The organism is Lipingzhangella halophila (assembly GCF_014203805.1).
GTDB classification, from domain to species: domain Bacteria; phylum Actinomycetota; class Actinomycetes; order Streptosporangiales; family Streptosporangiaceae; genus Lipingzhangella; species Lipingzhangella halophila.
In genome coordinates this window covers 1926405-1952357 of sequence record NZ_JACHJT010000001.1, presented here as the reverse complement: position 1 = coordinate 1952357, position 25953 = coordinate 1926405, and the positions used below count along the sequence as shown (strand labels likewise).

General features: G+C 71.1%; 23 protein-coding genes. 12 read left to right on the top strand and 11 right to left on the bottom strand.

Annotated elements, in window-relative coordinates; all coding sequences use genetic code 11:
- Positions 1 to 46 precede the first annotated feature (46 nt).
- Positions 47 to 4492 (top strand): FxSxx-COOH system tetratricopeptide repeat protein, encoded by a 4446-nt coding sequence (gene fxsT / locus F4561_RS33190; RefSeq protein WP_184576528.1) that lies wholly within the window; start codon positions 47 to 49, stop codon positions 4490 to 4492.
- A gap of 36 nt (positions 4493 to 4528) precedes the next feature.
- On the opposite strand, the gene F4561_RS08810 is transcribed toward fxsT, so the two are convergent.
- Complete coding sequence (locus F4561_RS08810) at positions 4529 to 4810, bottom strand: DUF397 domain-containing protein (RefSeq protein ID WP_184576526.1); 282 nt, start codon at positions 4808 to 4810, stop codon at positions 4529 to 4531.
- A gap of 223 nt (positions 4811 to 5033) precedes the next feature.
- Between F4561_RS08810 and F4561_RS08805 the strand changes: the two genes are divergently transcribed.
- Both F4561_RS08805 and F4561_RS08800 read left to right on the top strand, forming a co-directional pair.
- Positions 5034 to 5372 carry a CU044_2847 family protein gene (locus tag F4561_RS08805; RefSeq protein WP_184576524.1) on the top strand — a complete coding sequence of 113 codons (339 nt, stop codon included), beginning with the start codon at positions 5034 to 5036 and terminating at the stop codon, positions 5370 to 5372.
- Between the two features lie 165 nt (positions 5373 to 5537).
- Positions 5538 to 5720, top strand: a complete 183-nt coding sequence (locus F4561_RS08800) for a CsbD family protein (protein ID WP_184576523.1) — start codon at positions 5538 to 5540, stop codon at positions 5718 to 5720.
- Between the two features lie 89 nt (positions 5721 to 5809).
- On the opposite strand, the gene F4561_RS08795 is transcribed toward F4561_RS08800, so the two are convergent.
- Positions 5810 to 6313 carry a metallophosphoesterase family protein gene (locus F4561_RS08795; protein ID WP_184576521.1) on the bottom strand — a complete coding sequence of 168 codons (504 nt, stop codon included), beginning with the start codon at positions 6311 to 6313 and terminating at the stop codon, positions 5810 to 5812.
- Positions 6314 to 6542: 229 nt separating this feature from the next.
- Here F4561_RS08795 and F4561_RS08790 point away from each other — a divergent pair, with 229 nt between their 5' ends.
- The gene (locus F4561_RS08790; RefSeq protein ID WP_184576519.1) at positions 6543 to 6824 is read left to right on the top strand and encodes an isoamylase early set domain-containing protein; all 282 of its coding nucleotides are present in this window, start codon (positions 6543 to 6545) and stop codon (positions 6822 to 6824) included.
- 43 nt (positions 6825 to 6867) lie between these two features.
- Here F4561_RS08790 and F4561_RS08785 read toward each other — a convergent pair whose 3' ends face one another.
- Positions 6868 to 7527 carry a PaaI family thioesterase gene (locus F4561_RS08785; RefSeq protein WP_184576517.1) on the bottom strand — a complete coding sequence of 220 codons (660 nt, stop codon included), beginning with the start codon at positions 7525 to 7527 and terminating at the stop codon, positions 6868 to 6870.
- Between the two features lie 254 nt (positions 7528 to 7781).
- Between F4561_RS08785 and F4561_RS08780 the strand changes: the two genes are divergently transcribed.
- From F4561_RS08780 to F4561_RS08765, 4 genes are all read left to right on the top strand, one after another.
- Entirely contained in the window at positions 7782 to 8618 is an 837-nt protein-coding gene (locus tag F4561_RS08780) for an AraC family transcriptional regulator (protein ID WP_184576516.1), read from the top strand.
- 629 nt (positions 8619 to 9247) lie between these two features.
- Entirely contained in the window at positions 9248 to 9967 is a 720-nt protein-coding gene (locus F4561_RS08775) for an AzlC family ABC transporter permease (protein ID WP_376773653.1), read from the top strand.
- A complete protein-coding gene (locus tag F4561_RS08770; protein ID WP_184576514.1) occupies positions 9964 to 10278 on the top strand; it encodes an AzlD domain-containing protein in 315 nt (104 codons plus the stop codon). Before F4561_RS08775 ends, F4561_RS08770 begins: the two co-directional genes overlap by 4 nt.
- 143 nt (positions 10279 to 10421) lie before the next feature.
- Positions 10422 to 12131 carry a thiamine pyrophosphate-dependent enzyme gene (locus tag F4561_RS08765; protein WP_184576512.1) on the top strand — a complete coding sequence of 570 codons (1710 nt, stop codon included), beginning with the start codon at positions 10422 to 10424 and terminating at the stop codon, positions 12129 to 12131.
- Between the two features lie 20 nt (positions 12132 to 12151).
- On the opposite strand, the gene F4561_RS08760 is transcribed toward F4561_RS08765, so the two are convergent.
- The gene (locus tag F4561_RS08760; protein WP_184576510.1) at positions 12152 to 13057 is read right to left on the bottom strand and encodes a LysR family transcriptional regulator; all 906 of its coding nucleotides are present in this window, start codon (positions 13055 to 13057) and stop codon (positions 12152 to 12154) included.
- Positions 13058 to 13130: 73 nt separating this feature from the next.
- Between F4561_RS08760 and F4561_RS08755 the strand changes: the two genes are divergently transcribed.
- Positions 13131 to 14096, top strand: a complete 966-nt coding sequence (locus tag F4561_RS08755; protein ID WP_184576508.1) for a DMT family transporter — start codon at positions 13131 to 13133, stop codon at positions 14094 to 14096.
- A gap of 176 nt (positions 14097 to 14272) precedes the next feature.
- Here F4561_RS08755 and F4561_RS08750 read toward each other — a convergent pair whose 3' ends face one another.
- The 4 genes from F4561_RS08750 to F4561_RS08735 form a co-directional block, all read right to left on the bottom strand.
- Complete coding sequence (locus F4561_RS08750; protein WP_184583391.1) at positions 14273 to 15199, bottom strand: RluA family pseudouridine synthase; 927 nt, start codon at positions 15197 to 15199, stop codon at positions 14273 to 14275.
- 5 nt (positions 15200 to 15204) lie between these two features.
- Positions 15205 to 15720 (bottom strand): signal peptidase II, encoded by a 516-nt coding sequence (gene lspA, locus F4561_RS08745; RefSeq protein ID WP_246437496.1) that lies wholly within the window; start codon positions 15718 to 15720, stop codon positions 15205 to 15207.
- A 77-nt stretch (positions 15721 to 15797) separates the two neighbouring features.
- Positions 15798 to 16208, bottom strand: a complete 411-nt coding sequence (locus F4561_RS08740) for a TraR/DksA family transcriptional regulator (RefSeq protein WP_184576506.1) — start codon at positions 16206 to 16208, stop codon at positions 15798 to 15800.
- Between the two features lie 326 nt (positions 16209 to 16534).
- Positions 16535 to 16798 (bottom strand): hypothetical protein, encoded by a 264-nt coding sequence (locus F4561_RS08735; protein WP_184576504.1) that lies wholly within the window; start codon positions 16796 to 16798, stop codon positions 16535 to 16537.
- Positions 16799 to 17182: 384 nt separating this feature from the next.
- On the opposite strand from F4561_RS08735, the gene ileS reads away from it, so the two are divergent.
- Positions 17183 to 20362 (top strand): isoleucine--tRNA ligase, encoded by a 3180-nt coding sequence (ileS, locus tag F4561_RS08730; protein ID WP_184576502.1) that lies wholly within the window; start codon positions 17183 to 17185, stop codon positions 20360 to 20362.
- A 91-nt stretch (positions 20363 to 20453) separates the two neighbouring features.
- Here ileS and F4561_RS08725 read toward each other — a convergent pair whose 3' ends face one another.
- Positions 20454 to 21365, bottom strand: coding sequence for a LysR family transcriptional regulator (locus tag F4561_RS08725; protein ID WP_184576500.1), 912 nt, complete (start codon positions 21363 to 21365; stop codon positions 20454 to 20456).
- Positions 21366 to 21443: 78 nt separating this feature from the next.
- On the opposite strand from F4561_RS08725, the gene F4561_RS08720 reads away from it, so the two are divergent.
- A complete protein-coding gene (locus F4561_RS08720) occupies positions 21444 to 22748 on the top strand; it encodes an MFS transporter (RefSeq protein ID WP_184576498.1) in 1305 nt (434 codons plus the stop codon).
- Complete coding sequence (locus tag F4561_RS08715; RefSeq protein WP_184576496.1) at positions 22745 to 23011, top strand: hypothetical protein; 267 nt, start codon at positions 22745 to 22747, stop codon at positions 23009 to 23011. The genes F4561_RS08720 and F4561_RS08715 overlap by 4 nt, the downstream gene beginning before the upstream one ends.
- 183 nt (positions 23012 to 23194) lie before the next feature.
- Here F4561_RS08715 and F4561_RS08710 read toward each other — a convergent pair whose 3' ends face one another.
- Together F4561_RS08710 and F4561_RS08705 are read right to left on the bottom strand one after the other, a co-directional pair.
- The gene (locus tag F4561_RS08710) at positions 23195 to 24862 is read right to left on the bottom strand and encodes a hypothetical protein (protein WP_184576494.1); all 1668 of its coding nucleotides are present in this window, start codon (positions 24860 to 24862) and stop codon (positions 23195 to 23197) included.
- Positions 24863 to 24922: 60 nt separating this feature from the next.
- On the bottom strand, positions 24923 to 25918 hold the full coding sequence (locus F4561_RS08705; protein ID WP_184576492.1) for a DivIVA domain-containing protein: 996 nt from the start codon (positions 25916 to 25918) through the stop codon (positions 24923 to 24925).
- Between the last annotated feature and the right edge of the window lie 35 nt (positions 25919 to 25953).

Here is a 25953-nt window from a genome sequence, read left to right as displayed (position 1 = left end):
CCAGTCGTCTCCCGAGACCGGCAGCGAGCCCCCCACTTGGTGGGAGGTGGGCGATGCCCTGTGGCTGGCCGCCCACCGGGCGCGCACCAACGAAAGCGCGCCGCCGCCCCCGCCCGCCGAACCCCACGCGGCACCCGGCGAGACCGCCGCACCGCCGTCAGCGCGCCCACCCGAACCCGAGCTCCCGCCGCCCGATCCGGAACCCGAGCCGGAGTCCGCTTCCCGTCCGCACTCGCCCGGCCACGGCCCCGCCCCGACACCTCCCCTGCCAGACCCGTGGGCGGCCCCCCACTCCTCCCCCGGCGTTGCTGGAGCGGTCATCGCCGACCCAGTGGGGCGGCCCGTGGGCGACCGCCAGGCTCTGACCCGTGCTGTTGGACTGTTCCGCCGCTACCGCGAGTCCGGCGCGAAACGGCTCGACGAGGAGGCCACCGCGGAGAGCTTCGCGGCCCGCGCCCTGGCCGGCCCGCGTCCGGAACGCGGGCTGCGCACCCCCGTAATCCCGGAGCTCGCGCCACGCTACGAGCCCGCCGACGACCTCGTCCTGCTCATCGACGACAGTCTGGCAATGCAACTGCAACAGCCGGTGGTCACCGCGCTCTCCGAGCTCCTGGCGCCCCTCGGCGTGTTCCGGCGGGTCCGCACCTGCTACTTCGACTCCGACAAAGTGCTCGCCGACGACATCGAGCTACGCGCCAGCACCGGGCACGCCCTCGACCCGCACCGGTTGTGCGGTGGCAACGGCCACGAGATCGTGCTGGTGCTCACCGACGGAATCGGCGACGGCTGGCACACGGGCGCCGTCGAGGCCTGGCTCGCCTACTGGGGCCGCTCCGCGGCCGTCGGAGTCGGCCAGGTGCTCGACCGCGCGCGGTGGCCGCGTACCGGCATGCGGTCGCGCCGCGTAAACCTGGACATCGCCGAGCCGCCCGGCGAGCGGCTGGCGCCCAATGCCGCGTACCGGGTGCGCCCGCACGACTCCGGGCTGAGCAGCCCCGACGATGCTCCTGCCGAGGACGCGGTGGCGGTACCGCTCATCCCCATGGAGGCTCCCGACGTCGGGCGCTGGGCACGCTTTGTCTCGCGGCGGCAGAGCGGAGCCGCCTTCCCGACGACCGCGCTCCTCGCCGAGCCGGCACCGAGGTTCCCGGACGGCTGGACCGCGGGCGGTCTCCCCGAGCCACTGCCCGGTGACGCCAACGGCGAAGCGGTACCGAGGAGCCCCGCCGATCTGGTGGCGGGCTTCCGGGCCGGCGCGCCTCCCTCCGCGTTCCACTTGGCCGTGTGCCTGGCCGCGGTGCCGCTCACCATGCCGACCATCCGGGCGGTCCAGGAACGCTTCGCCCCTGAATCCCGCCCGGCGGACCTGACCGAGGTGCTGTGTTCCGGTCTGGTCCGGCGCCGCGACGAAGAGCCCTCTCTCGACCGCGACGACCGGGTGCCGTTCGACTTCCAGCCGGGCGTGCGGGAGCTCCTGCTCGCCACCGGTGGGCGGCGGCACGAGATCCGGGGCTTGGTGGAGACGGTCGCCGAGCGGTACCGCGCCTCCATCCCGTGGTTCGGCGACGTCGAGCGGCTGCTGCTCGGCGAGGGACCCGGCTTCTCCCTGCCGGAGGTCGACGCCGCCAGCGCTCCGTTCGCCGACGCCGTCCACGCCGCATTGCGAGCGCTTCCCGGGCCGGTTCGCGAGGCGGCCGCCGGGTGGCGCCGCGACCCCGAGCACAACAGCCAGCGGCTCTCCCCGGACGAACGACCCGACATCCCTCCGGCGCCGGAGACCGGCGGTGGTCCTGCCGCCGTGTCCCACGCCGGTTCTGACCGTACAACTCCGAAGGACAGCGATATGCCTGCTGGCGACTCCCCCGCGACCGGATCGTTCGAGCGGACGCACGTCGACCAGACGCCCGCGAGCACTCCAGACGACGGGAACGAACCCGACGGCTACCCGCGCGATTCCGGTGGCCCGCCGCCGCGCGGGCCGCAGCTGCGCCCGGCCGTGTGGGGGCAGATACCCCCGCGCAACGTGAACTTTGTGGGCCGCGAGGATCTCCTCCGGAAGCTGGCCGAACGGCTGCGCCAGGAGCCCTCGACGGCGGTGCTCCCGGAAGCGGCCTCGCACACCCTGCAGGGGATGGGGGGTGTCGGCAAGACACAGCTGGCCCTGGAATACGCCTGGCGGCACCGTTCCGACTACGAGCTGGTGTGGTGGCTTCCGGCCGAGACCCCGGCCCAGGTCCAGCAGGCGCTGATCGAACTCGCGGCGAAGCTGGGGATCGGTACCGGAGGCGACCCCGCCTCGACGGTCCGTTCCGTGCTCGACGCGCTCCGCTCCGGCTACCCGTACTCCGACTGGCTGCTCGTCTACGACAACGCGGGCGACCCGGCGTCGATCAGACCGTTCATACCCTCGGCCGGACCGGGCCAGGTGATGATCACGTCGCGGTCCAGCGAATGGCGCACGGTCGGCGGCAACCTACTGCACATCGACACGTTCGAGCGCGGCGAGAGCACCGAGCTGCTGTTGCAACGCGGTCCGGAGTCGCTCACCACCCAGGACGCCGACCAGATCGCCGAGAAGCTGGGCGACCTCCCGTTGGCCGTGGCGCAGACCGCCGTGTGGCTCTACGAGACCATGATGCCGCCCGCGGAGTGGCTGGAGCTGTTCGACGAGAAGGCGCACGAGCTGCTGTCCAACGTCTCGCCCAGTCCCGAGTACCCGTGGTCGGTGGCCGCGACGATGGACATGACACTGGACCGGCTGCGCGAGACCAACCGGGGCGCGCTCCGGCTGCTGCAGGTGTGCGCCTTCCTCGCCCCGCAGCCGATCCCGCGGCGGCTGTTCAACGGCGCGCGCAACGTCGAGGCCCCGGACGAGCTCTTGGAAATCCTCGCCGATCCCGCGATCAAGCTGAGCCGGACGTTGCGCACGGTCGACCGCTACGCGCTGGTCAAGATGGACCACCGCAACGAGACCTTCCAGTTGCACCGGCTGGTCCAGGAGACGCTGAAGCTCCCGCTGAGCGCGGAGGAGCACCGGGAGTTCCGGCACTGCGCCCACCAGCTGCTGGCCAACCTCGACCCGGGCGACCCGTTCTCCACTCTCGACTGGCCGCGCTACGTGGAACTCCTCCCGCACGTCTGGGCGACCGAGCTGTGGGAGTGCCGCAGCGACTGGGCGCGCCAACTCGTCATCGGCGAGATGCACTTCCTCGCGCTGTGGGGCGGGTACTCCGAAGGCGAGGAGCTGGGCACACGCGCGATCACGGACTGGCGGGAGCGGCTCGGGCCCGAGCACGTGCAGACGCTGCGTGCCGAGATGCGCTACGTCCAGTTGCTGCGCACCCTCGGTTCGTTCCAGGAGGCGCTCGACCGCAACCGGGAGCTCCTCGACACCCTTACCCAGGCACGCGGCGCCGAGGACGAGGAGACGCTCGAATCGCACATCAACCTCGCCTGGGACCTGCGCAACATCGGCCGGTTCCAGGAGGCGGTCGAGACGAGCACGGAGGCGTTCCAGCGCTACGAGCGGGTATTCGGCCGCGACGATGTCCTGACCCTGCACGCCGCGCACGTGCACGCGATCGGCCTGCGCCTCACCGGCCGGTTCACCGAGGCTATGGAGATCGACCGGTACAACTTCGAGCGGCGGATCGACATCCTCGGTCCCGAGCACAGCCTGACCCAGGGCAGCAAGTACAGCTACGCGCTGGGGCTCATGGAGTCCGGACGCTACTGGGAGGCGATGGGCGACATGGAGGAGCAGCACGAGATGGACAACCGGCTCGCCGCCACGGACGCACCGAGCCGGTTGGCCGTGATGCTGGGCCTCTCAGCGGTGAAGCGGCGCACCGGCCGGCTCCCGGAGGCCGTGGCGCTGTCCGAGGAAGCCTACCGGCTGTTCCGCGCACGGCTGGGGTCGGACCACCACCGCACGGTTATGGCGGCGGCCAGCCACTCGGTGTCGTTGCGGGCTGCGGGCCAGCACGAGGCCGCGCTGGAGCTATCCGCCGACGCCCGCGAGCGCCACCGCGACATCTACGGCGCCCACCACCCGCTCTACGCCGATGCCTCCGTCAACCACGCCGTTATCCTGCGGCTACTCGGCCGGGTGGAGCAGGCGCGCAGCGTCGACGAGGAGGCCCTGTCGGTGCACGTCGACGCGCTCGGCCCGGACCATCCCAGCACCATCGCCAATGCGGTCAACCTCGCCAGCGACCTCTTCGCCCTGGGGGACGCCACCGCCGCACTGGAGATGGACACCGACACCCACGAACGCGCGCGGCGGGAGCTCGGCGAGAACCACCCGTTGACCCTGGCCGTACACCGCAACCGGATCTTCGACCGCCGGACCGTGGAACAGGAGCCGTTGGAGGCGGAACGCACCGAGGTCGAGGCGCGCTACCGCGCGGTCTTCGGCGCCGACCACCCGGCGACACGGGCGGCGGTGCGCGATATCCGGGCCAACTGCGACCTGTTCCTCAACGCGATGTGAGCCCGCCTACCGAGCGCGCAGCCAGCGGAGGCGCGCTCAGTCCAGTTCACCGTTGCGAACAGCCCGGAGGAACGCGCACCAGGCAGGGCCGGTGACGCGGACCGCCGGGCCTTCGGGGGTACGGGAGTCGCCCAGCAGCACCGCTCCGCAAGGATCACGAGCGATCTGCACACAGCCTCCTCCAGCCTGTCCCTCACTGTAGGAGGACTTGCGCCAGCCCGGGCCGAGGCTCCGCCCGGGCGGGAGCGCGGCGGCGGGGGTGTGGTCGTCTCCCCCCTCCCCGGACCGCCCGGCGTGCGCTGCTGATTCAGTGCTCATACAGATCTCTCGATAGCGATTCGGCGACTGCGGGCGAACCCGGTGGGCACAGTCTGCGCACAACCCGTCCAATGGTAAGGATCACGACATACTTCGTCTGGATTATCCCCCTTTTTTCCCCGAACCATGTGGGGCCGTTTGCGGACAATCGCCGTTCATCACGCGCATTCGGCGGTATCGTACGGCGCCCGGGTCGGACCTCCCCAGTATGAAAGGCGCTGACATGGCGGAAATCGTGCGCTTCGGAAACGACCAGGGCGCCTCGGTCCTGATCGAGACGGCGGGCAGCTCGCCCGTCATGCGCGATGTGGCAGGTCGCGACGTTTTCCGCGTGGCGGATGAGAAATTCGAAACCGTGCTCAGCAGGATCCGCGAACTCTCTGACCAGGTGGCCCACGAATTGTCCGAGATGGCGGCGGAGCCGGACGAGGTCACCGTGGAATTAGGGGTCAGTGTGAATGCCGAAGCGGAAGTCTTCATCGCGAAGGCATCGGCGGAGGGCAGCCTGAAAGTCACCATGAGCTGGGCTAAGGACGGTGTTGGCGGCCCTGGCCGGCGGTGAGCGCACTGCTCCGCGCCGGCCACCGGTGGCCGGCGCGGGCGCCGCTGCCGCGCGGACAGCCGACCTCACTGGCCCGCACTATTCATAATTCGTCGCGTATTGGGCAGAGGGGCCAGTGAGCGGGTAACACACCCGCCCGACGCGTCCGTACTGGAGGCGAGACTCATGAACGCCGACAACGAACGGAACGAGTTCCAGCACAGGACCGAAGAGCTCAAGGGCAAGGCCAAGGAGACCTTCGGCAAGGTGACGGGTGACAAGCCCGACCAGACCGAGGGCAAGGCCAAGCAGTCGAAGGCGAAGCTGCGGCGTATCGGTGACAAAGTCCGCGAATCGCTTCGCCGGTAGCGGAGCCGGAAAGAGGGCGGCCCGCCCTCTTTCCGGAAGACCGTAGCGAATTCCGCCGGCCAGCCGCCCGCCACACTGAGTGCGCGAGGTCAGCTCTCCTCGCCGAGGCGGTGCAGTCGAACGTCGCGCAGTGCCGCGTTCCCGGCGACCGCGGTCATGTAGGTGTGGTGCGGCTGGCGCCGGCGGTCGGTGGGCGAACCGGGATTGAGCAGCCGCAACCCGTGCTGGGTTGTGCTGTCCCACGGGATGTGCGAGTGCCCGAAGACCAGGACGTCGCTGTCGCCGAAGCGTTCGGCGCAGCGTTTCTCGCGCCCTTTGGCCTGCCCGGTCTCGTGTACCACCGCGACCCGCACCCCGCAGAGGTCCGCCCGGGCCACCTCGGGCAGCCGGGCTCGCAGCTCGGGCCCGTCGTTGTTGCCGTAGACGCCGATGAGTGACGCCGCGCGCGCCGCAAGCCGCTCCAGGGAGGCGAGGTCGCACCAGTCCCCCGCGTGGATCACCACATCGGCGCGGTCCACCCGCTCCCAGAGTTCGGATGGCAGGTCGCGCGCACGGCGCGGGATGTGGGTATCGGAGAGGATCAGCAGGCGCATAGCTCGAACACCCTGGTCGGCGGGCCGTTCCTGGTCAGCGTAGCCGAACGGCCCGGCGCCGGGCACGCGTGGCTGGTCCACCCGCGGCAAACCCACGTGCCTTGCGTGATTTCTTGGTCACGTTCGGCAACACTTGTCACGTGCCGCTCCGCCGCGCTGGCGCGGAGGGCGGCCGCACTCGGCCCGGCCGTACCGGCCGGGGTCCAGCACGACAAGGGGGGATCGAAGCATGATCAAGCGCGGGAAGCCGAACGGGGACGGCCAGGTCAAGATCACTTTCACACTCACCGAGCCGGAACCCCTGGGACCGGTCTCGCTGGTTGGCTCGTTCAACGACTGGGACCCCTACACCCACCCGTTCAAGCCGCGCTCCAACGGCCGGCGCAGCGTCGTCGTCAACGCGCCCGCGAACAGCACGCTGCACTTCCGCTACCTGGGTGAGGAGGGCCTGTGGTTCGACGACACCGACGCCGACGAGCTCCATGAGGACGGGGGACGGCTGCACGTGTGAGCGTCCCGGCGCCTCCGGCTTCGGGGGGCGGCCACGCGAGAGGTCACCCGGGGACGTCGAGCCGCACCATGACGGCCGTGCCCTCCGCGGTGACCTCGCCGTTGTGTCGGATCTCGGCGGATACGAAAACCTTGCGCCGCTCCGTTCCGGTCACCCGGGCGGTGAGCTCCAGGGGGGCGTTGAGCGGCGTCGGGTTGCGGTAGTTCACGTCCAGGTTGGCCGTCAGGCCGACCATACCGGCGGCGGCGGACGCGCTGCCCAGGACCTGGTCGAGCATTGCCGCGACCCAGCCGCCGTGCGCCAGACCGGGCGGGCCCTGGTAGGTGCCGTTCAACGTGACCCGGGCCCGCACTCCGTCGTCGGTGTGCTCCAGCACCAACGGCGGAGCGGCCGGGTTGCTGCGGCCGGAGACGACGTTGGTGAGGGTCTCGTAGTCTGCGCCGCCATCGGAGCGGGGCCGCTCCAGCATCGCGCCGATGTCGCGGCGCTTGACGTTGAGCCGTTCCGTGAGCTCGTGCACGGTGGCGCTCGCCTGCGCCAACTCGGCCGATCCGGCCTCCGTGTGCGCGACCGCGTCGACCAGGTCGTGCACACGTGCCACCAGGGTGCCCAGCTCGTCGGGCAGGTCATCCTCGGTGACCACGGGCAGCCCGAAGTCCCGGGGGTCGGGTAGTTCCGATACCGGAGCGGCGTCAACCGACATCAGGCTCTCGTCCGATCTCTCGGGGACAGGGGTGGCGAGGAACTTCGCGCCAAACCGAATATTACTCGGTAGTAACCAGTGGGACCAACCCGCCTCCGCGATCACGGGAGCGGGGCCCACCGACCGTGTGTAACCCGCCCCACGGGAGCGGTATTTCCCGCCATCCGGTGATTCCCGCCACCGGGCGTTGCGCCGTCCGGGCGCACAACACGCCTCCGGACCCGGCGGCACCCCCCGCCGCCTACCCTGAAGACATGACCGACGGGCGCGACGAGAGCGCGCGCTTCTGGAAGCATCCGGGGCTTCCCGGAGTCGAGCTGCTGAAGGCACGCTACGTCCAGCACACCTTCAGCCGGCACGTCCACGAGACCTACACGATCGCCGTCATCGAGTCCGGAATCGAGGAGTACGCCTACCGCGGCGCGACGCACCGCGTGGGTCCGGGCGGGATCGCGGTCGTCGAGCCCGACGAGGTACACACCGGACACGCCGGGATTCCCGAAGGCTGGCGCTACCGGGTGCTGTACCCGGAGGTGGCCGTGGTGACCGAGGTCGCGCGGGACCTCGGACTCCCGGACGTCCCCGCGTTCAGCGGTACCGTCCTGACCGACCCCGCCACCGCCGGGACGCTGCGGAACGCGCACCAGGCGAGTGAGCACGGCGACCGGTTGAGCGCCTCCACCCTCACGCGCCAGGCGCTGCACCTGCTCCTGGCCCGGCACACCCGCTCCCGGCCGCAGGGCCCCGCGCGGACAGCGGGGCCGACCGGCTCCGTTGCCGCGGCCCGCGACCTGCTGCGGGAAAGCCTGGTTGACCCACCGCGGCTCGAAGACCTGGCCGAGGCCGTGGGCGCCCGCCCCTACCCCCTGCTGCGTGCGTTCCGCGCCAGCTTCGGGCTTCCCCCGCACAGCTACGTCACGCAGGTGCGGGTGAGCCGCGCGCGGCGGCTACTGCGCGACGGTGCCGCGCCCGCCGAGGTGGCCATCCGGGTCGGCTTCGCCGATCAGCCCCACCTGACGCGCCACTTCAAGCGGCACATGGGGGTCACCCCAGGGGCGTACCAGCGCGGCATCGGCCGGGCGGGCGCCTGACGGCTGGCTACCGCGGTCCGGTGCGGCCGGCCACGGCCCCGGCCTGCCGGGCAGTCCCCGCTAGATCGGTGATGTGGGTTCGTGGTGCGGTGCCCGAGGGGGCGGCGAGGACGGTGGGGGGGCCGGCCCCCGGGTGATCGGTTCGGGTGCCCGGGGGTTGTGGCGCCCGACGACCGGGGTCTGGCCCGTGGCTGGGGCCCATCGGTCGTGGCTGTGGCGCCAGACTTCGGGGGAAACACGGCGAAACGGGCGGGTGTGGGTGCGGGTTCCGCGGCGAGGGTGTCCGTGGGGACAAGGTCAGCGACGAGAATGTCCTCTCGGTCACTCTCGCCGCGGCCCACCGCCGAGAACGTCCGCACAGTCACCCTCGATACGCGCCCCGCCGCCGGACGGCAGCACTGACGCCCGCAAAGGCACGGTTCCCGAAAGGCCGGCGCCCTCGCCGCCCTAGTCACGCGCGCAACCACCCGGGACAGAACATCTAGGCGGCGACGGTGCGGCACGCGGCCACCGCGCCCCATGGAAGGCCGCCGCCCGCCGCCGGCACCGCGGGGACGGGCACCGGCGCCGCGATCTACCGCAAGAACGTTCAAGACGCTGCTCCCCGCACCCGCCTAACGTCGGCGAACGTGATAACTCCCTTCTCGTTTCCACCGCCCGCCCGCGACGGGCTCAGCGTCGGCCTGGTCGGCCTGTCGGGCCTGGTGTTCGGGACGACAGCGGCGACCGCCGGCCTCAGCGCCGCGCAGGCGTGCGTGCTCAGCCTGCTCTGCTTCACCGGGGCATCCCAGTTCGCGCTCGTCGGCGTCATCGCCAGCGGCGGCAGCCTCGCGGCCGGCACGATGGGCGCGCTACTGCTCGGCGCGCGCAACACGCTCTACGGGCTGCGGCTCGCCGACATCCTCGACTGGCGCGGCGGCCGCAAGCTCGTCGCCGCGCACGGGCTGATCGACGAGACAGCCGCCGTCACGCTCGCCCAGAACGGCCGCAGCGACGCGCGGACCGGGTTCACGGTCGCCTTCGCCTCTCTGTTCCTGATGTGGAACCTGACAACGCTCATCGGGGTGCTCGCGGTCGAACAGATCGGCGACCCGAACGCGTTCGGCCTCGACGCGGTCGGCCCGGCGCTGTTCCTGGCCCTGCTCTGGCCACGGCTGCGCGACGAGGGCGCCAGGACCAGGCTCGTGGCGTCGCTCGGTGTGCTGATCGCGCTGGCCTCGACTCCGCTGCTGCCGGCCGGAGTCCCCGTCCTGCTGGCCGCGGTGGCCGCGCTGGCCGGCATGCGCGACCAGGACGCCGCCGCGGCCGGCGATGGGCCCGCACACGCCGAACAGGAGGCCCGCCCGTGATGCTGTGGATCGCGGTGCTGGTCGCCGGCGCCGGCTGCTACGGCCTGAAGCTGGCCGGACTCTCGGCGCCCCGCAGACTGCTGGACCACCCGAAGGTCCGCGCCTTCGCGATGACCGTGCCGATCGCCCTCTTGTCGGCCCTGGTCGCCATCCAGGCGGTCACCGAGGACGGTGTCCTGGCTTTCGACCCGGCCCGGTTGGGCGGACTGGCGGCGGCCGCGGTCGCGCTGGTGTTCCGCGCCCCGTTCCTGGTGGTCCTTGTCGTGGCCGCCGCCACCGCGGCCGGGATGCGCGCGCTCGGCGTGTCCTGACCAGAACCCCCGTGCGAACACGGGCGAACACGGGCAGGTGGCAGGGAGGACGGCACGTGGCGGCGGGCCCGACGCCATATATTCGAGCCTGGCCCCGTGCCCGAACGACGACGCCAGTATCCCGCGCATACGGAGGAATCCCAGTGAGCTCCGAGCAGCACTCCCACCATCGAACCGCCGCCGAGGAGGTCGTCGGCATCCTCGCGGCGGCCCACCTCCGGCGCTGCTACACCGTGCCGGGCGAGAGCTTCCTTGAGCTGGCCGACGCCATCGAGCAGCGCAGCGACATGGAACTGGTCTCGACCCGGCACGAGAACGGCGCCGCGTTCATGGCGGAGGCCGAGGCGAAGCTCACCGGGCTTCCGGCGGTCGCCGCGGCCACCCGGGGGCCGGGAGCGAGCAACCTCGCGGTGGGTGTACACACCGCGATGCAGGACTCCACGCCAATGATCGTCTTCCTCGGCCAGGTGGATACCGACTACCTGGGCCGGGAAGCCTTCCAGGAGGTCGACCTCACGGCCTTCTACGCGCCCATCACCAAATGGGCCACCACGGTGACCCGCGCCGACCGGCTGCCCGAGGTCACCGCGCAGGCGATCCGGACCGCGACAAGCGGGCGCCCGGGACCGGTGGCGATCGCCGTTCCGGGGGACCTGTTCGGCCAGCGCATCCCGGCCCCCACAGCGCTTCCGGGCACGATCCCGCCACGGCCGCCGCTCGGCGACGACGAGCGCGACCGCATCAGCGCGTGGCTGGCGCGCGCCGAGCGCCCGGTGATCATCGCCGGCGGCGGAGCGCGCTGGGCGGACACCGAGCTGGTGGCGGTCGCCGAACGCTTCAACGCCGGCGTCTACACGTCGTGGCGGCGCCAGGACGTGTTTCCCAACCACCATCCCCTGTACCTCGGCCATCTCGGGCTCGGCTGCCCGAAACAGGTGCTCACCGCGCTGGAGGAGTCCGACGCCGTTCTGGTGGTGGGCTCCCGGCTCAGCGAGATCACCACCCAGACCTACCGGCTGCCTTCGGGCGCCGCCGATTCGGCCGCCTCGACCGTCGCCCAGATCGACATCGACCCAACACAGGTGGGAGCGGTCACCCGGGTGTGGCTGGGCGCGGTCGCCGAGGCCCGGCGGGCACTCGCGGCCCTGGCGGAGGCGCCCGTCACCCCTCCGCCGCGGGACTGGAGCCAGGCCCACGACGCGTGGGTGCGCACCACGACCCCGCCGCCCGACGTAAGCGAGCATCCCGGAGAGCGGCTGCACCCCTGGGCCGTGGTGGACGCCATGAACCGGACGCTTCCCGAGGACACCGTCCTGGTCAACGACGCCGGTAACTTCGCCGGCTTCCTGAACCGGGGCTGGTGGTTCCGCGAGCCGCGCACCCAGATCGCGGCGACCAGCGGGGCCATGGGGTCCGCGGTGCCCGGTGCGGTGGCGGCCAAGCTGGTGGAACCGCACCGGACCGTCGTCGCCGTGGCCGGAGACGGCGGCGCGCTGATGACCGGGCAGGAGCTGGAGACCGCGAGCCGCCTCGGCCTGCCGATCGTGGTGGTGGTGTTCCAGAACGGCCTCTACGGCACGATCGCCATGCACCAGGCCCGGGAGCTGGGCCGCACCGCCGCCGTCGACATCAGCGGCCCGCTTGACCTGGCGAGCTACGCCCGCGGTCTCGGCGCGCGGGGCACCACGGTCAGCACCCTCAAGGAGCTGGAGAAAGCGCTGACCGAGGCGCTCGACGCGTCAGCCTCGGGCAGCACGCCCATCCTGGTCGACGTGCGCACCGACCCGGAGATCATCGCACCGGACACGACGATGGCGAAGCTGCTGCGCAAGGGGCAGCGCGAAGGCCGGTAACCGGAGCCCGCCCGGGCCGGTCAGCTTCCGTACGCCGACGCCGCCACCCGCAGCGCCCGCACCGCGGCGCGGATAGCGGGGCGGCGGGCGGCGTCGGCCCGCCAGAAGACGTAGACCTGGCGGGTCAGGGCCGACTGCACCGGAACCAGCCGCACCCCCTCGGGCACCGGCCCGCGGCCCATACGCGGCATCACCGCCACACCCAGGCCCGCTGCGATCATCGCCATCTTGGTCTGGTGCTCCTCGGCCTCGTGCGCGATGTCGGGTTCGACGCCGCGCTCCCGCAGCATGCCGTGCAGCCAGTTGTCGCAGATGGACCCGCCGCTCCAGCTGATCCACGGTTCCTTCAGCACCTCGTCGATGTCGATGAGGTCGCGGTGGGCGAGCGGGTGCACGGCCGGCACAGCGATATCGGCGACATCGTCCATGAGTGGCGCGCGCATCATCTCCTTGGGTAGCGGGATCGTGGACCCGACCCAGTCGACAACGACCGCCATATCGGACTCGCCGCGCGCCACGGCGGGAACGCTGTCGTCGGGTTCCTGCTCCACCAGCCGCACCCGCAGCCCGGGGTGGCTTTCGCGCAGCGCGACCAGAGCGGGGGCGGCCAGGCCGCGCGCCGCCGTGGCGATCGAGGAGAGGCGCAGCTGGCCCACGACGGCGCCGCGATGCGCCTCCACTTCGGCCTCGGCGCGCTGGACCAGGGAGAGGATCCGACCGGTGTGCTCGACCAGCAGCTCAGCGGCCTCGGTAAGGCGCACGCCCCTGCCGCTGCGTTCCACCAGCGGCTGGCCGACCTCGCGTTCCAGCTTGCTCAGCTGTTGGGAGACGGCGGAGTTGGTGACGTGCAGCGCCTCAGCGGCGCCGTTCAGCGAGCCGTTCACCGCGATCGCGTGCAGCACGCGCATCCGGTCCACACTCAGCATGTTAGCGATCCTAACACCTTGCTTAAGCAGAATGAAGTAGACCTAAGGCGCGCGGCGACGATAGAACCGGAGGATGAAATCCGGAACCGCACGCGTCCCCACTCCCACCAGTCCCCCGCCCCCTTTGGCGCTGGTCCCGGGCTGGCGCGTGAAGTTCCTACTTCTCGCTCTCGTCTGGGGCGCGAGCTTCCTGCTGATCAAGATCGGGACCGAGGCCTTGGCGCCGTTGCAGATCACGCTCGGCCGCATGGTCTTCGGCGCGATCCCGCTGGCCATCGTGCTGGTCCTGAGCAGGGGGCGGTTGCCCGGTTCGCCGCGTATCTGGATACACCTGTCCGTGGCGGCCTTCCTGCTGAACGTGGTGCCGTTCACCCTGTTCGGTTACGCGGCGCGGCTGATCCCCTCCGCCCTGGCCGGGATCTGCAACTCGGCCACCCCATTGTTCGCGCTGATGTTCTCGCTGGTCCTGCTCTCCGACGAGAAGCCGACCCGCGGACGGCTCATCGGGCTGGCCACCGGGTTCGGGGGCGTGCTGGTGGTGTTCGCCGTGTGGACCGGGTTCGCCGGCGCGGGGACCGCGGGGATGCTCCTGGCGGTCGGCGCCGCCCTGTGCTACGGCCTGGGCACCCCTTACCTGCGCCGTTTCCTCGCCGGAAGCCGGTACAGCCCTCTGGAGCTCTCGGCCGGCCAGCTCATCGCCGGTTCCGCGCAGCTCGCGGTCATCACCCCGCTGGTCACCGACGCACCGGCCGAACTGCCGCCGCGGGTGGTCCTGGCCGTGGTCGCTCTTGGCGCGCTGGGCACCGGCCTGGCCTACGTCCTGCAGTACGCGATCGTGCGGGAGGCCGGTGCGACGGTCGCCTCCACCGTGACCTATGTGGTCCCCGTTGTGGCGATCGCCCTGGGCGTCCTGGTCGCCGGCGAGGCGCTCACCTGGAACCAGCCCGTGGGGGCGGCGATCATCATCGTCGGCGCCGCGCTGTGCCACGGCTCGCTGCGATCGCCGCGGCGGTCGGCCAGCGCGCCGGACCGGAACTAACCGGAAAGTGTCCGCCCCTGCGCGCGCAGTGGGGCAGGGTATCCGGAAACGCCGCGGACAGGCGGGGCAGGGAAACCGGCGTGTTCCGGCGACCTGCTCCTCGAAGCGCTCGTGGCGTGCGCCGGGGCGACTCTCGGCGCGGTCGCGGCGGCGATGAGTGCCGACGTGCGCCCGGCTCAGTCCTCCCGCAGGTCCTCGACGACCTTGCGCAGGTCCTCCGGATAGGTGCTCTCGAACTCCACGTACCGGCCTTCGGTGGGGTGCTCGAAGCCCAGGCGCACCGCGTGCAGCCACTGGCGGCTGATCCCCAGCCGCGCGGAGAGCGTGGGGTCGGCACCGTAGAGGTGGTCGCCGACACAGGGGTGCCGCAGCGCCGCCATGTGCACCCGGATCTGGTGGGTACGGCCGGTCTCCAGGCTGATCTCCAGCAGGCTGGCGCCGCGGAACGCCTCCAGGGTGTCGTAGTGCGTCACCGCGGGACGGCCCCCCGTGACCACCGCGAACCGGCCGTCGCCCGCGGGGTGGCGGTCGATGGGCGCGTCGACCGTGCCCCGCAACGGGTCCGGGTGGCCCTGCACCAGCGTGTGGTAGCGCTTGTCGACCGTGCGCTCCTTGAAGGCGCGTTTGAGCACGCTGTAGGCCAGCTCGCTCTTGGCGAGGACCATGGCACCGGTCGTGTTGGCGTCGAGCCGGTGCACGATTCCCTGGCGTTCGGCGGCTCCGCTGGTACTGAGCTGCACGCCGGACGCCAGCAGTCCCTCAAGGACCGTGGGGCCGGTCCAGCCCACTGTGGGGTGCGCGACCACCCCGACCGGCTTGTCGACCACAACAATGTCGGCGTCCTCGTGCAGCACGGCCATTCCGGGCACGGGCTCGGGGCGGGCCACGGGGGCCTGCGGAGGCGCGGGCAGCGTGACGTCGAGCCAGGTCCCGGCCTGCACCCGGTCGGACTTGGCTCCGGCATCGCCGTCGAGTTGCACGTTGCCTTCGGAGATCAGCTCGGCAGCGCGGGTGCGCGACAGGCCGAACATCCGGGCGAGCGCGGCGTCGAGCCGGTCGCCTTCGAGGCCTTCGGGAACCGGCATGCTGCGATGGTCGCCCAGCGTGGTCATGAGCGCTCCTGCTGATCGCTGGTGTCCTCGGGGCCGTGCTCGCCGGAGTCGTCGGACTCCACGGTGCCGTCGAGGTTGATGCCCTTGAATGCCAGGACCACGGCGAGGACCCCGCCGACAACGATGCTGGAGTCGGCCACGTTGAACACGGGCCAGTACGGGAGGTGGATCCAGTCGACGACCGCGCCGTGCAGCGGGGCGGGGTCGCGGACCGCCCGGTCGATGAGGTTGCCGCAGGCCCCACCGAGGATCATACCGAGAGCGAGTCCCCAGCCGACGCTGCGCAGCCTGCGCGCCATGACGATGATGTAGCCGACCACGCCGGTGGCGATCAGGAAGAACACCCACGGGATATCGGAGCCGATGGAGAATGCGGCACCCGTGTTGAAGACCAGGGTGAACCGCAGCAGCTCCCCCACGACCTCGACGCTCTCCCCCGGGTTCAGCCGGCTCAGCGCGACCTGTTTGGTGATGAAGTCCACCGCGAGCACAACCGCCGCGACGCCCCCCAGAAGGACGTAGCGTCTCGGCCGGCGCTGTGCGGCCTCGCTCGCGTTCTGTTGCTGGTCCCCGGAGGGCTCTACGTCAGTCAGCGACGCTCCTCACGCTGCTTGCACTTCACGCACAACGTGGCACGCGGGAACGCCTGCAACCGCGCCTTGCCGATCGCGTTGCCACACGACTCGCAGATGCCGTACGTTCCCGCTTCCATGCGCTCGATCGCCCGCTCGCTCTGTGCGAGCAGGTCACGAGTATTGTATGACAGCGCAAGATCGTGCTCGCGCTGGTAGGCCTTCGCGCCGGTGTCGGTGGGGTCGTCGCCCGCCCCGTCAACCGCGTCCGCAAGCCGCTCGGCCAGCTCGGACTCCGCTTTGGCGATCTCGTCACGCAGCAGGGCGATGTCGGACTCCAGCTCGCGACGAACCTCGTCCAGCTCGTCCTCGGTCCACTTGTCCTCCCCCGAGCGAACTGGGAATCCGGCCGCCTCGGTCACACTCATATCCCCCTCGCATTCCTCCCCGTGGGCCTCCCGACCCTCGTTGCCGTCGTCGCCAGCGGTCGCCCCGGCTCACCCGAAGTCCGCGCTGACATGCGATAACAACGTCTCAGCGCGCTACTCGCGCGGTGCCGGGAAGCATAAGCGCCCATCAGAGACAGATCAATCAACCACGGCGCAACGGTCACACTCCCGAATGTTTACCAACATGTGTTCCCGCCTTCCGGCCGTCGGATTCCTCTGGGTTTCCCGCAGTACGCGGCTCGAAGCACGAAACGCCCCGGCCCGGCCGCGCCGGGCCGGGGCGTCGAGTGCGGCCGGCCAGCGGCCTACCGGGCCGTGGCGAACCCGCCGTAGTTCTCGGCGAGCATCTGCAGGTGGGGCTCGTCGAACGTGGCGGGGCCGCCGTGCGGGCCGGTGTGCACCTCGATCACCCAGTCCGCGTCCTCGGCGTCGTCCTCGCCCGCGAGCATGTCGCGGTGCACCAGGCAGGGCTCGTAGCCCTGCGTCTCCAACTGCTCGGCCAGCTCCTCGGCGTCGTCCCGCTCGGGAAGCGTCACCACGACGGCCCCCGGCTGCTCCGCGTCGCTCATCACCCGTTCCTCTCGTGTCCCGTTCGACCCGCGTTTCCAGCGCAAGTATGCACGGGCCACCGTCCCGGCCGAAAAACGGCTCTGTACCGCGCGGTTGGTGCGCTATTCTCGTGTCCAAGCAAGGCGTGGATGGGGACGAGTACCGTCGGACACAGCCGAGAGCGACCCGGGGACGGTGGAAGCCCGGGGGTATGACCGTCGGGAATATCACCCCGGAGCCGCCGGAAGAACGGCCGAGGCGGGTCCGCCGCCAGCTCAGTAGAACCGGCAGCAAGCGAAACGAAGTGGGGCACGCGTCGGCGTTCCCAAGGAGGGTGGTACCGCGGGGTGATCGATCCTCGTCCCTCCATCAGGTGAATGACCCCTGATGAGAAGGTGCGCCCTATGCCCGACGAGCAGAACCCCGACACCCGGCCGTTCCCCGCACTACCGGTCCAGGTCGACCTGCCCGGGATCGAGCATGAGGTCCTGGCGCGCTGGTCGGAACAGAAGATCTTCGAACGCTCCCTGGAACAGACCCAGGGCGGCCCCAACTGGGTCTTCTTCGAGGGACCCCCGACCGCCAACGGCCAGCCCGGCGTGCACCACGTCGAGGCGCGCGTGTTCAAGGACGTCTTCCCCCGCTTCAAGACGATGAAGGGGTACCACGTCAACCGCAAGGCCGGGTGGGACTGCCACGGCCTGCCGGTCGAGGTCGCGGTCGAGAAGGAGCTCGGTCTCAGCGGGCGCAAGGACATCGAGGCTTTCGGTGTCGCCGAGTTCAACGCCCATTGCCGCGAGTCGGTGCTGCGCAACGTCGGCGCGTTCACCGCCATGACGGAGCGCATGGGCTACTGGGTGAACATGGACGAGGCGTACCGCACCATGGACCCCGAGTACGTGGAGTCGGTGTGGTGGGCGCTGAAGGAGATCTGGAAGAAAGGGCTGCTGGTCCGCGACTACCGGATCAGCCCCTACTGCCCCCGCTGCGGGACCACCCTCTCCGACCACGAGCTCGCGCTGGGCTACGAGACCGTCACCGACCCCTCGGTCTATGTCCGCTTCCCGGTGACCTCCGGCCCGCTGGCCGAGCCGGGTAGCTCCGCTGCGCTCCTCGTGTGGACCACGACGCCGTGGACCCTGGTCTCCAACACCGCCGTGGCCGTGCACCCCGACGTCAGCTACGTCGTGGCCACCGACGGCACCGAACGCCTGGTGGTGGCGGAGGACCTGTTCGAGACCGTCCTGGGCGAGGGCTGGGAGCTCACCGGCGAGCGCTTCGAGGGCGCCGAGATGGAGCGCTGGACCTACCAGCGCCCGTTCGCCCTGGTGGAGTTCGACCAGCCGGCGCACTTCGTCGTGCTCGCCGACTACGTGACGGTCGGCGACGGCACCGGTCTGGTCCACCAGGCGCCCGCGTTCGGCGCCGACGACATGGCGACGTGCCGCGCCTACGGCCTGCCGGTGGTCAACCCGGTCACCGCGGACGGCACGTTCGATCCGCAGTTGGGCCTCGTGGGCGGCCAGTTCTTCAAGACCGCCGACAAGGACCTGGTCACCGACCTCGTCGCGCGCGGGCTGATGTACCGCAAGACGGAGTACGAGCACAGCTACCCGCACTGCTGGCGCTGCCACACGCCGCTGCTGTACTACGCGCTACCGTCCTGGTACATCCGCACGACCGCCATCAAGGACCAGCTCCTGGAGCAGAACTCCCGGACCAACTGGTACCCGGAGAACGTCAAAGAGGGCCGGTACGGCGAGTGGCTGCGCAACAACATCGACTGGGCGCTGTCGCGCAGCCGCTACTGGGGTACCCCGCTTCCGGTGTGGACGTGCGGCGAGGGCCACTCGACCGTCGTCGGGTCGCTCACCGAGCTGGGTGAGCTGGCCGGGCAGGATCTCAGCGCGCTCGACCCGCACCGCCCCTACGTCGACGACGTCACCGTTGCCTGCCCTGAGTGCGACGGCACCGCCCGGCGCGTCCCCGAGGTGATCGACGTCTGGTTCGACTCCGGGGCGATGCCGTTCGCCCAGTGGGGAGCCCCGCACCGCAACGAGGAGACCTTCCGGGCCAACTTCCCCGGCCAGTACATCTGCGAGGCCATCGACCAGACCCGCGGCTGGTTCTACTCGATGATGGCCGTGAGCACGCTGGTTTTCGGGCACTCGTCCTATGAGAACGTGCTCTGCCTGGGCCACATCCTCGCCGAGGACGGGCGCAAGATGAGCAAGCACCTGGGCAACATCCTGGAGCCCATGGCGGTCATGGAGCGCCACGGCGCGGACGCGCTGCGCTGGTTCATGCTGTCCACCGGGTCACCGTGGATGCCGCGCCGGGTCGGCCACACGGCCCTGGAGGAGATCGTCCGCAAGGTCCTACTGACCTACTACAACACGGTCTCCTTCTTCACGCTCTACGCCAACACGGGCGAGACCTGGCACCACGGGCACCTGGCCGACGCGCCCGCCCCGGCCGACCGCCCCCTGCTCGACCGCTGGCTGCTCTCCGAGGTCAACCGCGTGGCGGACGGCGTCGACGACGCTATGGAACGGTTCGACACCGCCACCGCCGGCAGGCTGCTCACCACGTTCATCGACGACCTGTCCAACTGGTACGTGCGGCGGTCCCGGCGCCGGTTCTGGGCGGGGGCGCACACTCCGGAGGGCGCGTCGGCCTTCGCCACGCTGTTCGAGGCGTTGGAGGCCCTCACGCTGCTGATGGCGCCCATGGTGCCCTTCATCACCGAGCACGTGTGGGGTGCGCTGCGGCGGCCGGACGCACCGGAGTCGGTGCACCTGGCTCCGTGGCCGAAGGCGCGCCGGGAGCTGGTCGACACGGAGCTGTCGGAGCAGATGGCGCTCACCCGGCGGCTGGTGGAGCTGGGGCGCTCGGCGCGGGCCGACTCCGGGATGCGCACCCGGCAGCCCCTCTCACGTGTCCTCGTGGGCGCGGCGAAGTTCGACTCGCTGCCCGAGCAGCTCCGCGGTCAGATCACCGACGAGCTCAACGTGGTACGGCTCGACCCGCTGTCCTCGGTCGGGGGCGAGCTGGTCGACTACAGCGTCAAGCCGAACTTCCGCGCGCTCGGCCGGCGCTTCGCCAAGCGCACTCCGCTGGTCGCCGAGGCCATCCAGGCCAGCGACGCCAAGAGCCTGGTCGACCAGGTTCGGTCGAGCGGGTGGGCGCATGTCGAGGTCGAGGGCGAGCCGGTGGAGATCAGCACCGAGGAGATGCTGGTCACCGAGCAGCCACGCGAGGGCTGGACGGTCGCGTCCGACTCCGGGGAGACGGTCGCGCTGGATCTGCACCTCACCCCGGAGCTGCGGCGCGCCGGCTTGGCCCGCGAGGTCATCCGGCTGGTGCAGGACGCCCGAAAGTCCAGCGGCCTGGACATCGCCGACCGCATCCACCTGTGGTGGTCGGCGACGGACACGGCCATCGCTCAGGCCATCGCCGAACACACCGGGAACATCGCGAACGAGGTCCTGGCGCGCTCCGTCACCGAGGGCACACCCGACGGCGATGCCCACACGGTCAGCTCTGAGGACCTCGGGGTGACGTTCCACCTGCGCAAGATCTAGATACGCGGTCGTGCGCCGATCTTGAGCAAACCGGTCCTTCCCAGCATTTGGAAGGCACGGAAATCTCAAGGTCGGCGGCAGGGGCCGCGACCTACCCGGGACTGGCCATGGGGGTCTCCCGCCACAGATCGCGGGTGATCGGGGCCAGCGCGTCCAGCGCCGGGATACGGCGGTCGCGGTGGTGCGCGATGTAGACCCCGAGGGTCGGTGTGACCTCCCAGGAAAGCGTGACGAGCTCGCCACGGTGGAGCTCGTCGGCCGCGCTCCGGATCGGGACCATGGCCACGCCCAGGCCCTCGGCCGCGCAGCGCTTCTGCGCCTCAATACTGAGGAACTCCATGAGCACCGGGCGGATCCCGGCACGCTGGAACTCGCGCTCGATCACCTCGCGCTGCGCACAGTCAGGCTCCGAGACCAGCATGGTCTGGTCGCCGAGGTCGGCGGTGGTGACCGCCTCCGCTGCGGCGAGCGGGTGGCTCGGGTGCGCCACGAGGCGCAGCGGCTCGTCGGCCAGGCGCTCTACCGCGAGCCTGGGGGCCACGATGTCCTCCTCCAGGAGGAAACCGACATCGAGGCTGCCGTCGGTGAGGGTGTCGAGGACAGTAGCGCGTTCGGCCGGGCCGAACACCAGACTCAGGCGGGGGAACCGCTCCTTGAGCCGGCGCAGCACACCCGGCAGGCGGTAGGCGCACAGGCTGCCCGGCGCGGCGACGCGCAGCGTCCCGTTCACCTGGTGGGGCTGGCCGTGCGCCAGCTGCACCGCCTCGCGCGCCTGCTCCGCGCGTTCCAGGAGCTCCCGGGCGTGCGTGCGCAGCTCCTCACCCGCCGGTGTGAGGGTCACGCGCCGCCCCAGCCGCTCGAACAAGGCGACGTCCAGGTCGTTTTCCAGCGACTTGACCTGGACGGTGACGCTGGACTGCACGTAGCCCAGTTCCTGGGCGGCGCGGGTGAAGCTCAGGTGGTGGGCGACCGCGAGGAAGGTCGTCAGGTGCCGAAGTTCCATGGATCGATTCTAAATGTCGATAAGTCGGATCGAAATCATTCGTTGGACACGATTGATAGGTAGTCCCAGGATGGGGCCATGTCCACTTCCGGTACCTCCCGAACGACCGGGCGCGGCGCGGCTGCCGCGCCCCCGTCGCAGCACGGCTCCCTGGGCGGGCGGAACTTCCTCCTGCTCCTCACCGCGACCCTGCTCGTGTTCAGTAACTTCGCTCCGCTACTGACGGTGCTTCCCATGTGGGCGGCCAGCGCGGAGACCGGGCACGGCGGGGTCGGCACGATCGCCGGGACGATGATGGCCGCAACCGTCGCGGTCCAGTTCCTGATGCCCTGGATCCTCGCGAGGTTCGGGCTGCGCACGGTGCTGGCGTCCGGGGCACTGCTGCTCGGGGCGCCGGCCCTGGGCTACCTCGCCTCCTCCGACCTCTCCTGGATCCTCGTTGTCTCGGCCGTGCGCGGTGTCGGGTTCGGCATGGTGGTGGTCGCCGCGAGTTCCCTCACCGTCGAACTGGTTCCCATGGGCCAGCGGGGACGCGCGTCCGGGCTCTACGGCATCGCCGTGGGGATCCCGTACGTGCTCGTGCTACCGCTGAGCGTGTGGTACGTCCAGCACGCCGGTTTCGGCGCCGTGTTCGTCGGCACCGCGGTGCTGGGCTCCCTCGTCGTCCCGCTCGTGGCGATGATGTCCCACCCGCGGTCCGGCACCCCGAGCACGCACACCGACGACTCCGGCGCGGCCGCCTCCGCACGCCCCGCCTGGGTGCTCCGGCCCTTGGCCGGCCCCTGGGTGGTACTCCTCTGGACCGCGGTCGCTATGGGCGGCGTGACGGCCTTCCTCGCGCTCGCCCTGCCCGGCGTCGCACCGGCCGCGCTCCTCGTCCTGGCGCTGGGCATCATGCTCGGCCGTTCGGGAGCCGGCATGTACGCCGACCGCGTCGGCTACGGACGGCTCATGCTGCCCGGGATGGCCAGCGGCGCGTTGGGGTTGGCCGGTCTCGCGGGCGCCGCGGCCGGCGTTGGCCCCGCTGGCCTGGCGATCGGCGCGGCGGGCCTGTACGGGGTCAGTTTCGGCGTGGTGCAGAACGACACCTTCGTGGTCATGTTCCAGCGGGCCGGCCCGCGCGGGACCGGCGCGGCGAGCACCGTGTGGAACGTGGGCTACGACGCGGGCACCGGCGCGGGGTCGATCCTGGTCGGACTGCTCGCGGCGGGTTTGGGGGTTGCCGGCGCCTTCGCCCTGACCTCGGGCGCGATCCTGCTGACCGCCGTGCTGATGTGGGCGGATTCCCCGCGCAGGGCCGACGGGGCCTCTCGCCCCGCTCCCGCCGTGAGCCTTTCGTTCGACCAGCGCGTTCGCGCACTCCACCGTTCGGAGAAGCTGTGACCGAGTACCGCGCCTCGTTCAACGCCTATGTGGCGTTCAGCAATGGCGGAAACCTGAGCACCAACGGGTTCCGGATCGACGTGCCGTCGCGCGACGCCGGGCACGACGAGATCGCCGAGCTGTTCATCGCCTCGCTGGACCTGCTCATGGCCGAGTCCGTGGAGCTCAGCGACGTTCGGGTGTTCCCCGAACCCCACAAGGGGACCCGGTCCGGCCCCTCCGGCCACCGCCGGTGCTCGGTATGCGCGCGCACCCGTGACTGACCGGTCCCGCCGCTACAGGGTAGCCACCGCGGTGCGCACCTGGTCCGGGATTGTGGCGGTGGTGGGCGGATGGGCCGCACCACGGCAGTCCCGCCGGGCGCGCCAGGATGCCCGCCGGTGTCCTCCCCGGGTCCCGGCACGCACCGGAACGGCTCGACGGCCGCGCGTGGGCCCGGAGCGCGCTCAGTCCCGCTCGGCCCCGTGAGGTGTGGTGGCTCCGGAGCCGCCCGTGCCGGTCTCCTCGGATTCGGCAGCGCCGGTTCCGGCGGTCTCCTCGGCGTCGAGGTCAGCGTCGCTGGTGTCGCCGGGGTCCAGGGCTTCGGCGTCCGGGTCCGCGGCGGGCGTGTCCTCCGGGTCAGCCGTGGCGGTCGCATCGGTGTCCGCGGCGGGTTCCCCGAGCTCGGACTCTTCGGGCTCCGCTGCACTGCCACCAGAGCCGCCGAACCCGGTGCCGCCGGGTTCCGGACCGCCGTTCTCCGGCGCGGCGTCCTCCCCGGCGATGTCCACGGCCGGGGTGTCTCCGCTGGACGGGACAGCCTGGACCTCCATGGCCTCTCCGGAGCCGGCATCCTCCGCGGCCAGGTCGGGCTCGGCGCTCTCGCTGTCGGGCGTGGTCAGTCCCCCTCCGGGCCCAGGGGCCGGATACGGGTCGTCCGCCTCCAGGCCGGTCTCGAACTCCGGGTGCCCCGGTTCCGCCACAGACCCGGGCGTGTCGTCGGCCGCTCCCGCGCCCTCGGCGACCTCCGCTGTCTCGTCGTCGAGTGCTCCGTCTTCGGCGGGTTCGGCGCTTCCAGCGGAACCCGCGGTGCCGGTGACCGCATCCTCGCTGCCGTCGCTTCCACTCCCGGCTCCGGCCGCGTCGCCTACCGGTTCCTCGGCGGGTTCCCGCTCCTCCGCAGGGGCGGCGCCCTGCTGCAACCGCTCGACGAACGAACTGAAGGAGGCGACCGCGGCAGGGGCGTCCTCAGCCGGCGCGTCTTCCGCCGACACGTCTTCCGCCAGTGCGTGGTCGCCTGGCACGCCGTCGGGCGCCGGTTCTCCGGCGGCGTCCTCGACGCTCGCCTCGCCCAGCGCTTCCGTGGACTCGGCGGGCTCGTCCTCGCCGGCTTTCCCCCAGGACGGCCCTTCGGTTGCGGCCGCCCCTACGCTCTCGGGTAGTGCGGCCGCCGCGGCCTCGCCCTGGTTGTCCTCAGTGTCCGCACCGCCGTCGGCGGGTTCCCCGGCCGGGATGGTGCGCTCGTCCTCGCTATCGGCGGAGCCGGAATCGGCCGCGGCGTCCAGTCCGGGTACGGCGGCGGTCGCGGCGGGGTCCTCGGCTTCCCCGGCGTACTCCTCGGCAGTGCCGCCCTCGCGGGCGCGGGGCTCCGGGACAGCCGGGGCGGCCTCGTAGGCGGGCCGGGATGGGGCCGGGCCGGAGTCGCGGTCGGCCCTGTCGCCGTGTTCGGTTTCGGTGGCCGCGGCACCGCTCTGTATCGCGGCGTCCCGTCCGGGTGGTTCGGAGTTCCACGCGCTATACACCGCGCCCCGCACCGGCGGTTCGGCCGATGCGGGGACGCGCACGCTGTTCCCAGAGTGGGTTTCCTGCTGCGCCGCCATAGCGGCGGCGGGGACGGACGCCTTCCCCAAACCGTCCGTCCTCGGGTCCCGGGCCTCCGCGGAGGCCCCTTGTCGCGTCAACAGCGCGGAGAAGCCCAGCTCTTCGCGGTGTCGGATCATCTCGACCGTGAGCAGTACCGCGCTGACGCCCGCGAGCCCAAGTGCGATGTAGACCAGGGTCGTCTCTGCGATAACCACGGCCACCGCGATGACGATCAGGGCCGCCACGACGATGACAAGGCTGACAAGGAACACGGGATCTTAAGAGCCTTCACTCATGGAATGTTGTATTGTGCGGCGCCCACGCTGCTCAAGTCAGCGACGCTCGTGCGGGGCCTCACCCGGGTGGTAGCCCCCGCCGTGCGGGGCCGGTTCCGCCTGCGCGAACGGGTTGCCTGACGGAGCGTTGGTCGCCGGACCCGCTGCGGGCTGCTGCTGCTGCATTCCGGGGGATCCGCCGGTGGGAGCCATCGTCTGGAATCCGCCGGTGGTGTTCGGGTTCGGGCCGCCGCTGGGCTCGTTCGCCCCCTCGGCGAGCTCGCGCAACTGGCGCTCGAAGTAGTCCTTGAGGCGGCTGCGGTACTCGCGCTCGAAGTCCTTGAGCTCGTTCACCTTGTGTTCGAGTTCCTCGCGCTGCTGGACCAGGGAGCCCATCACCTGGCGGTGGCGCTCCTGGGCATCGCGGTCGAGGTTCTCGGAACGGGCACGAGCCTCGTTGACAATCTGGTCGGCCTGCCGGCGCGCCTTGCCGAGGATGTCGTCGGCTTCGTTCCGGGCACGGCCGAGGGTCTCGTCAGCTTCGCGCCGGGCGTCCGAGATGGCCTGGTCGGCGGTCTGCTGTGCGAGGGCCAGGACCCGCGCGGCGGTGTCCATGTTCTCCTCGCCGCCCTGCAGCCCCATGTTGGCGGCCATCGCCGGGAGCTGCTGCTCCATCGACTGGGCGGACGGAGCAGGAGCCGGCTCCTGGCGGGCGGGTTCGGGCTGCTGCGGCGGCGGTTCCGGCGCGAGCTGCTGTTGCTGCGCGGGCGCCTGCGCCTGGGGCTGCTGGGGCTGCTGGGGCTGCTGCTGTTCCTGCGGCGGCGGCTGCTGCTGTTGCTGCTGCTGCTGGAAGTCCTGCATGCCAGCGTTGGGCACCTTGCCCCGGAGGCACTCGGCGAGCTTGCCGCGCAGCTCCTCGTTCTCCTGAATGAGGCGGTCGAGCTCGGACTCGACCTCGTCCAAGAACGCGTCAACCTCTTCTTCGTCGTATCCCGGCCGCAGCCGGGTCGTACTGAACTGCTTGTTCCGCACATCCGCGGGTGTCAGCGGCATGTTCGTCTCCTTGGCGCGCTTTGCTCTCGTCCGTA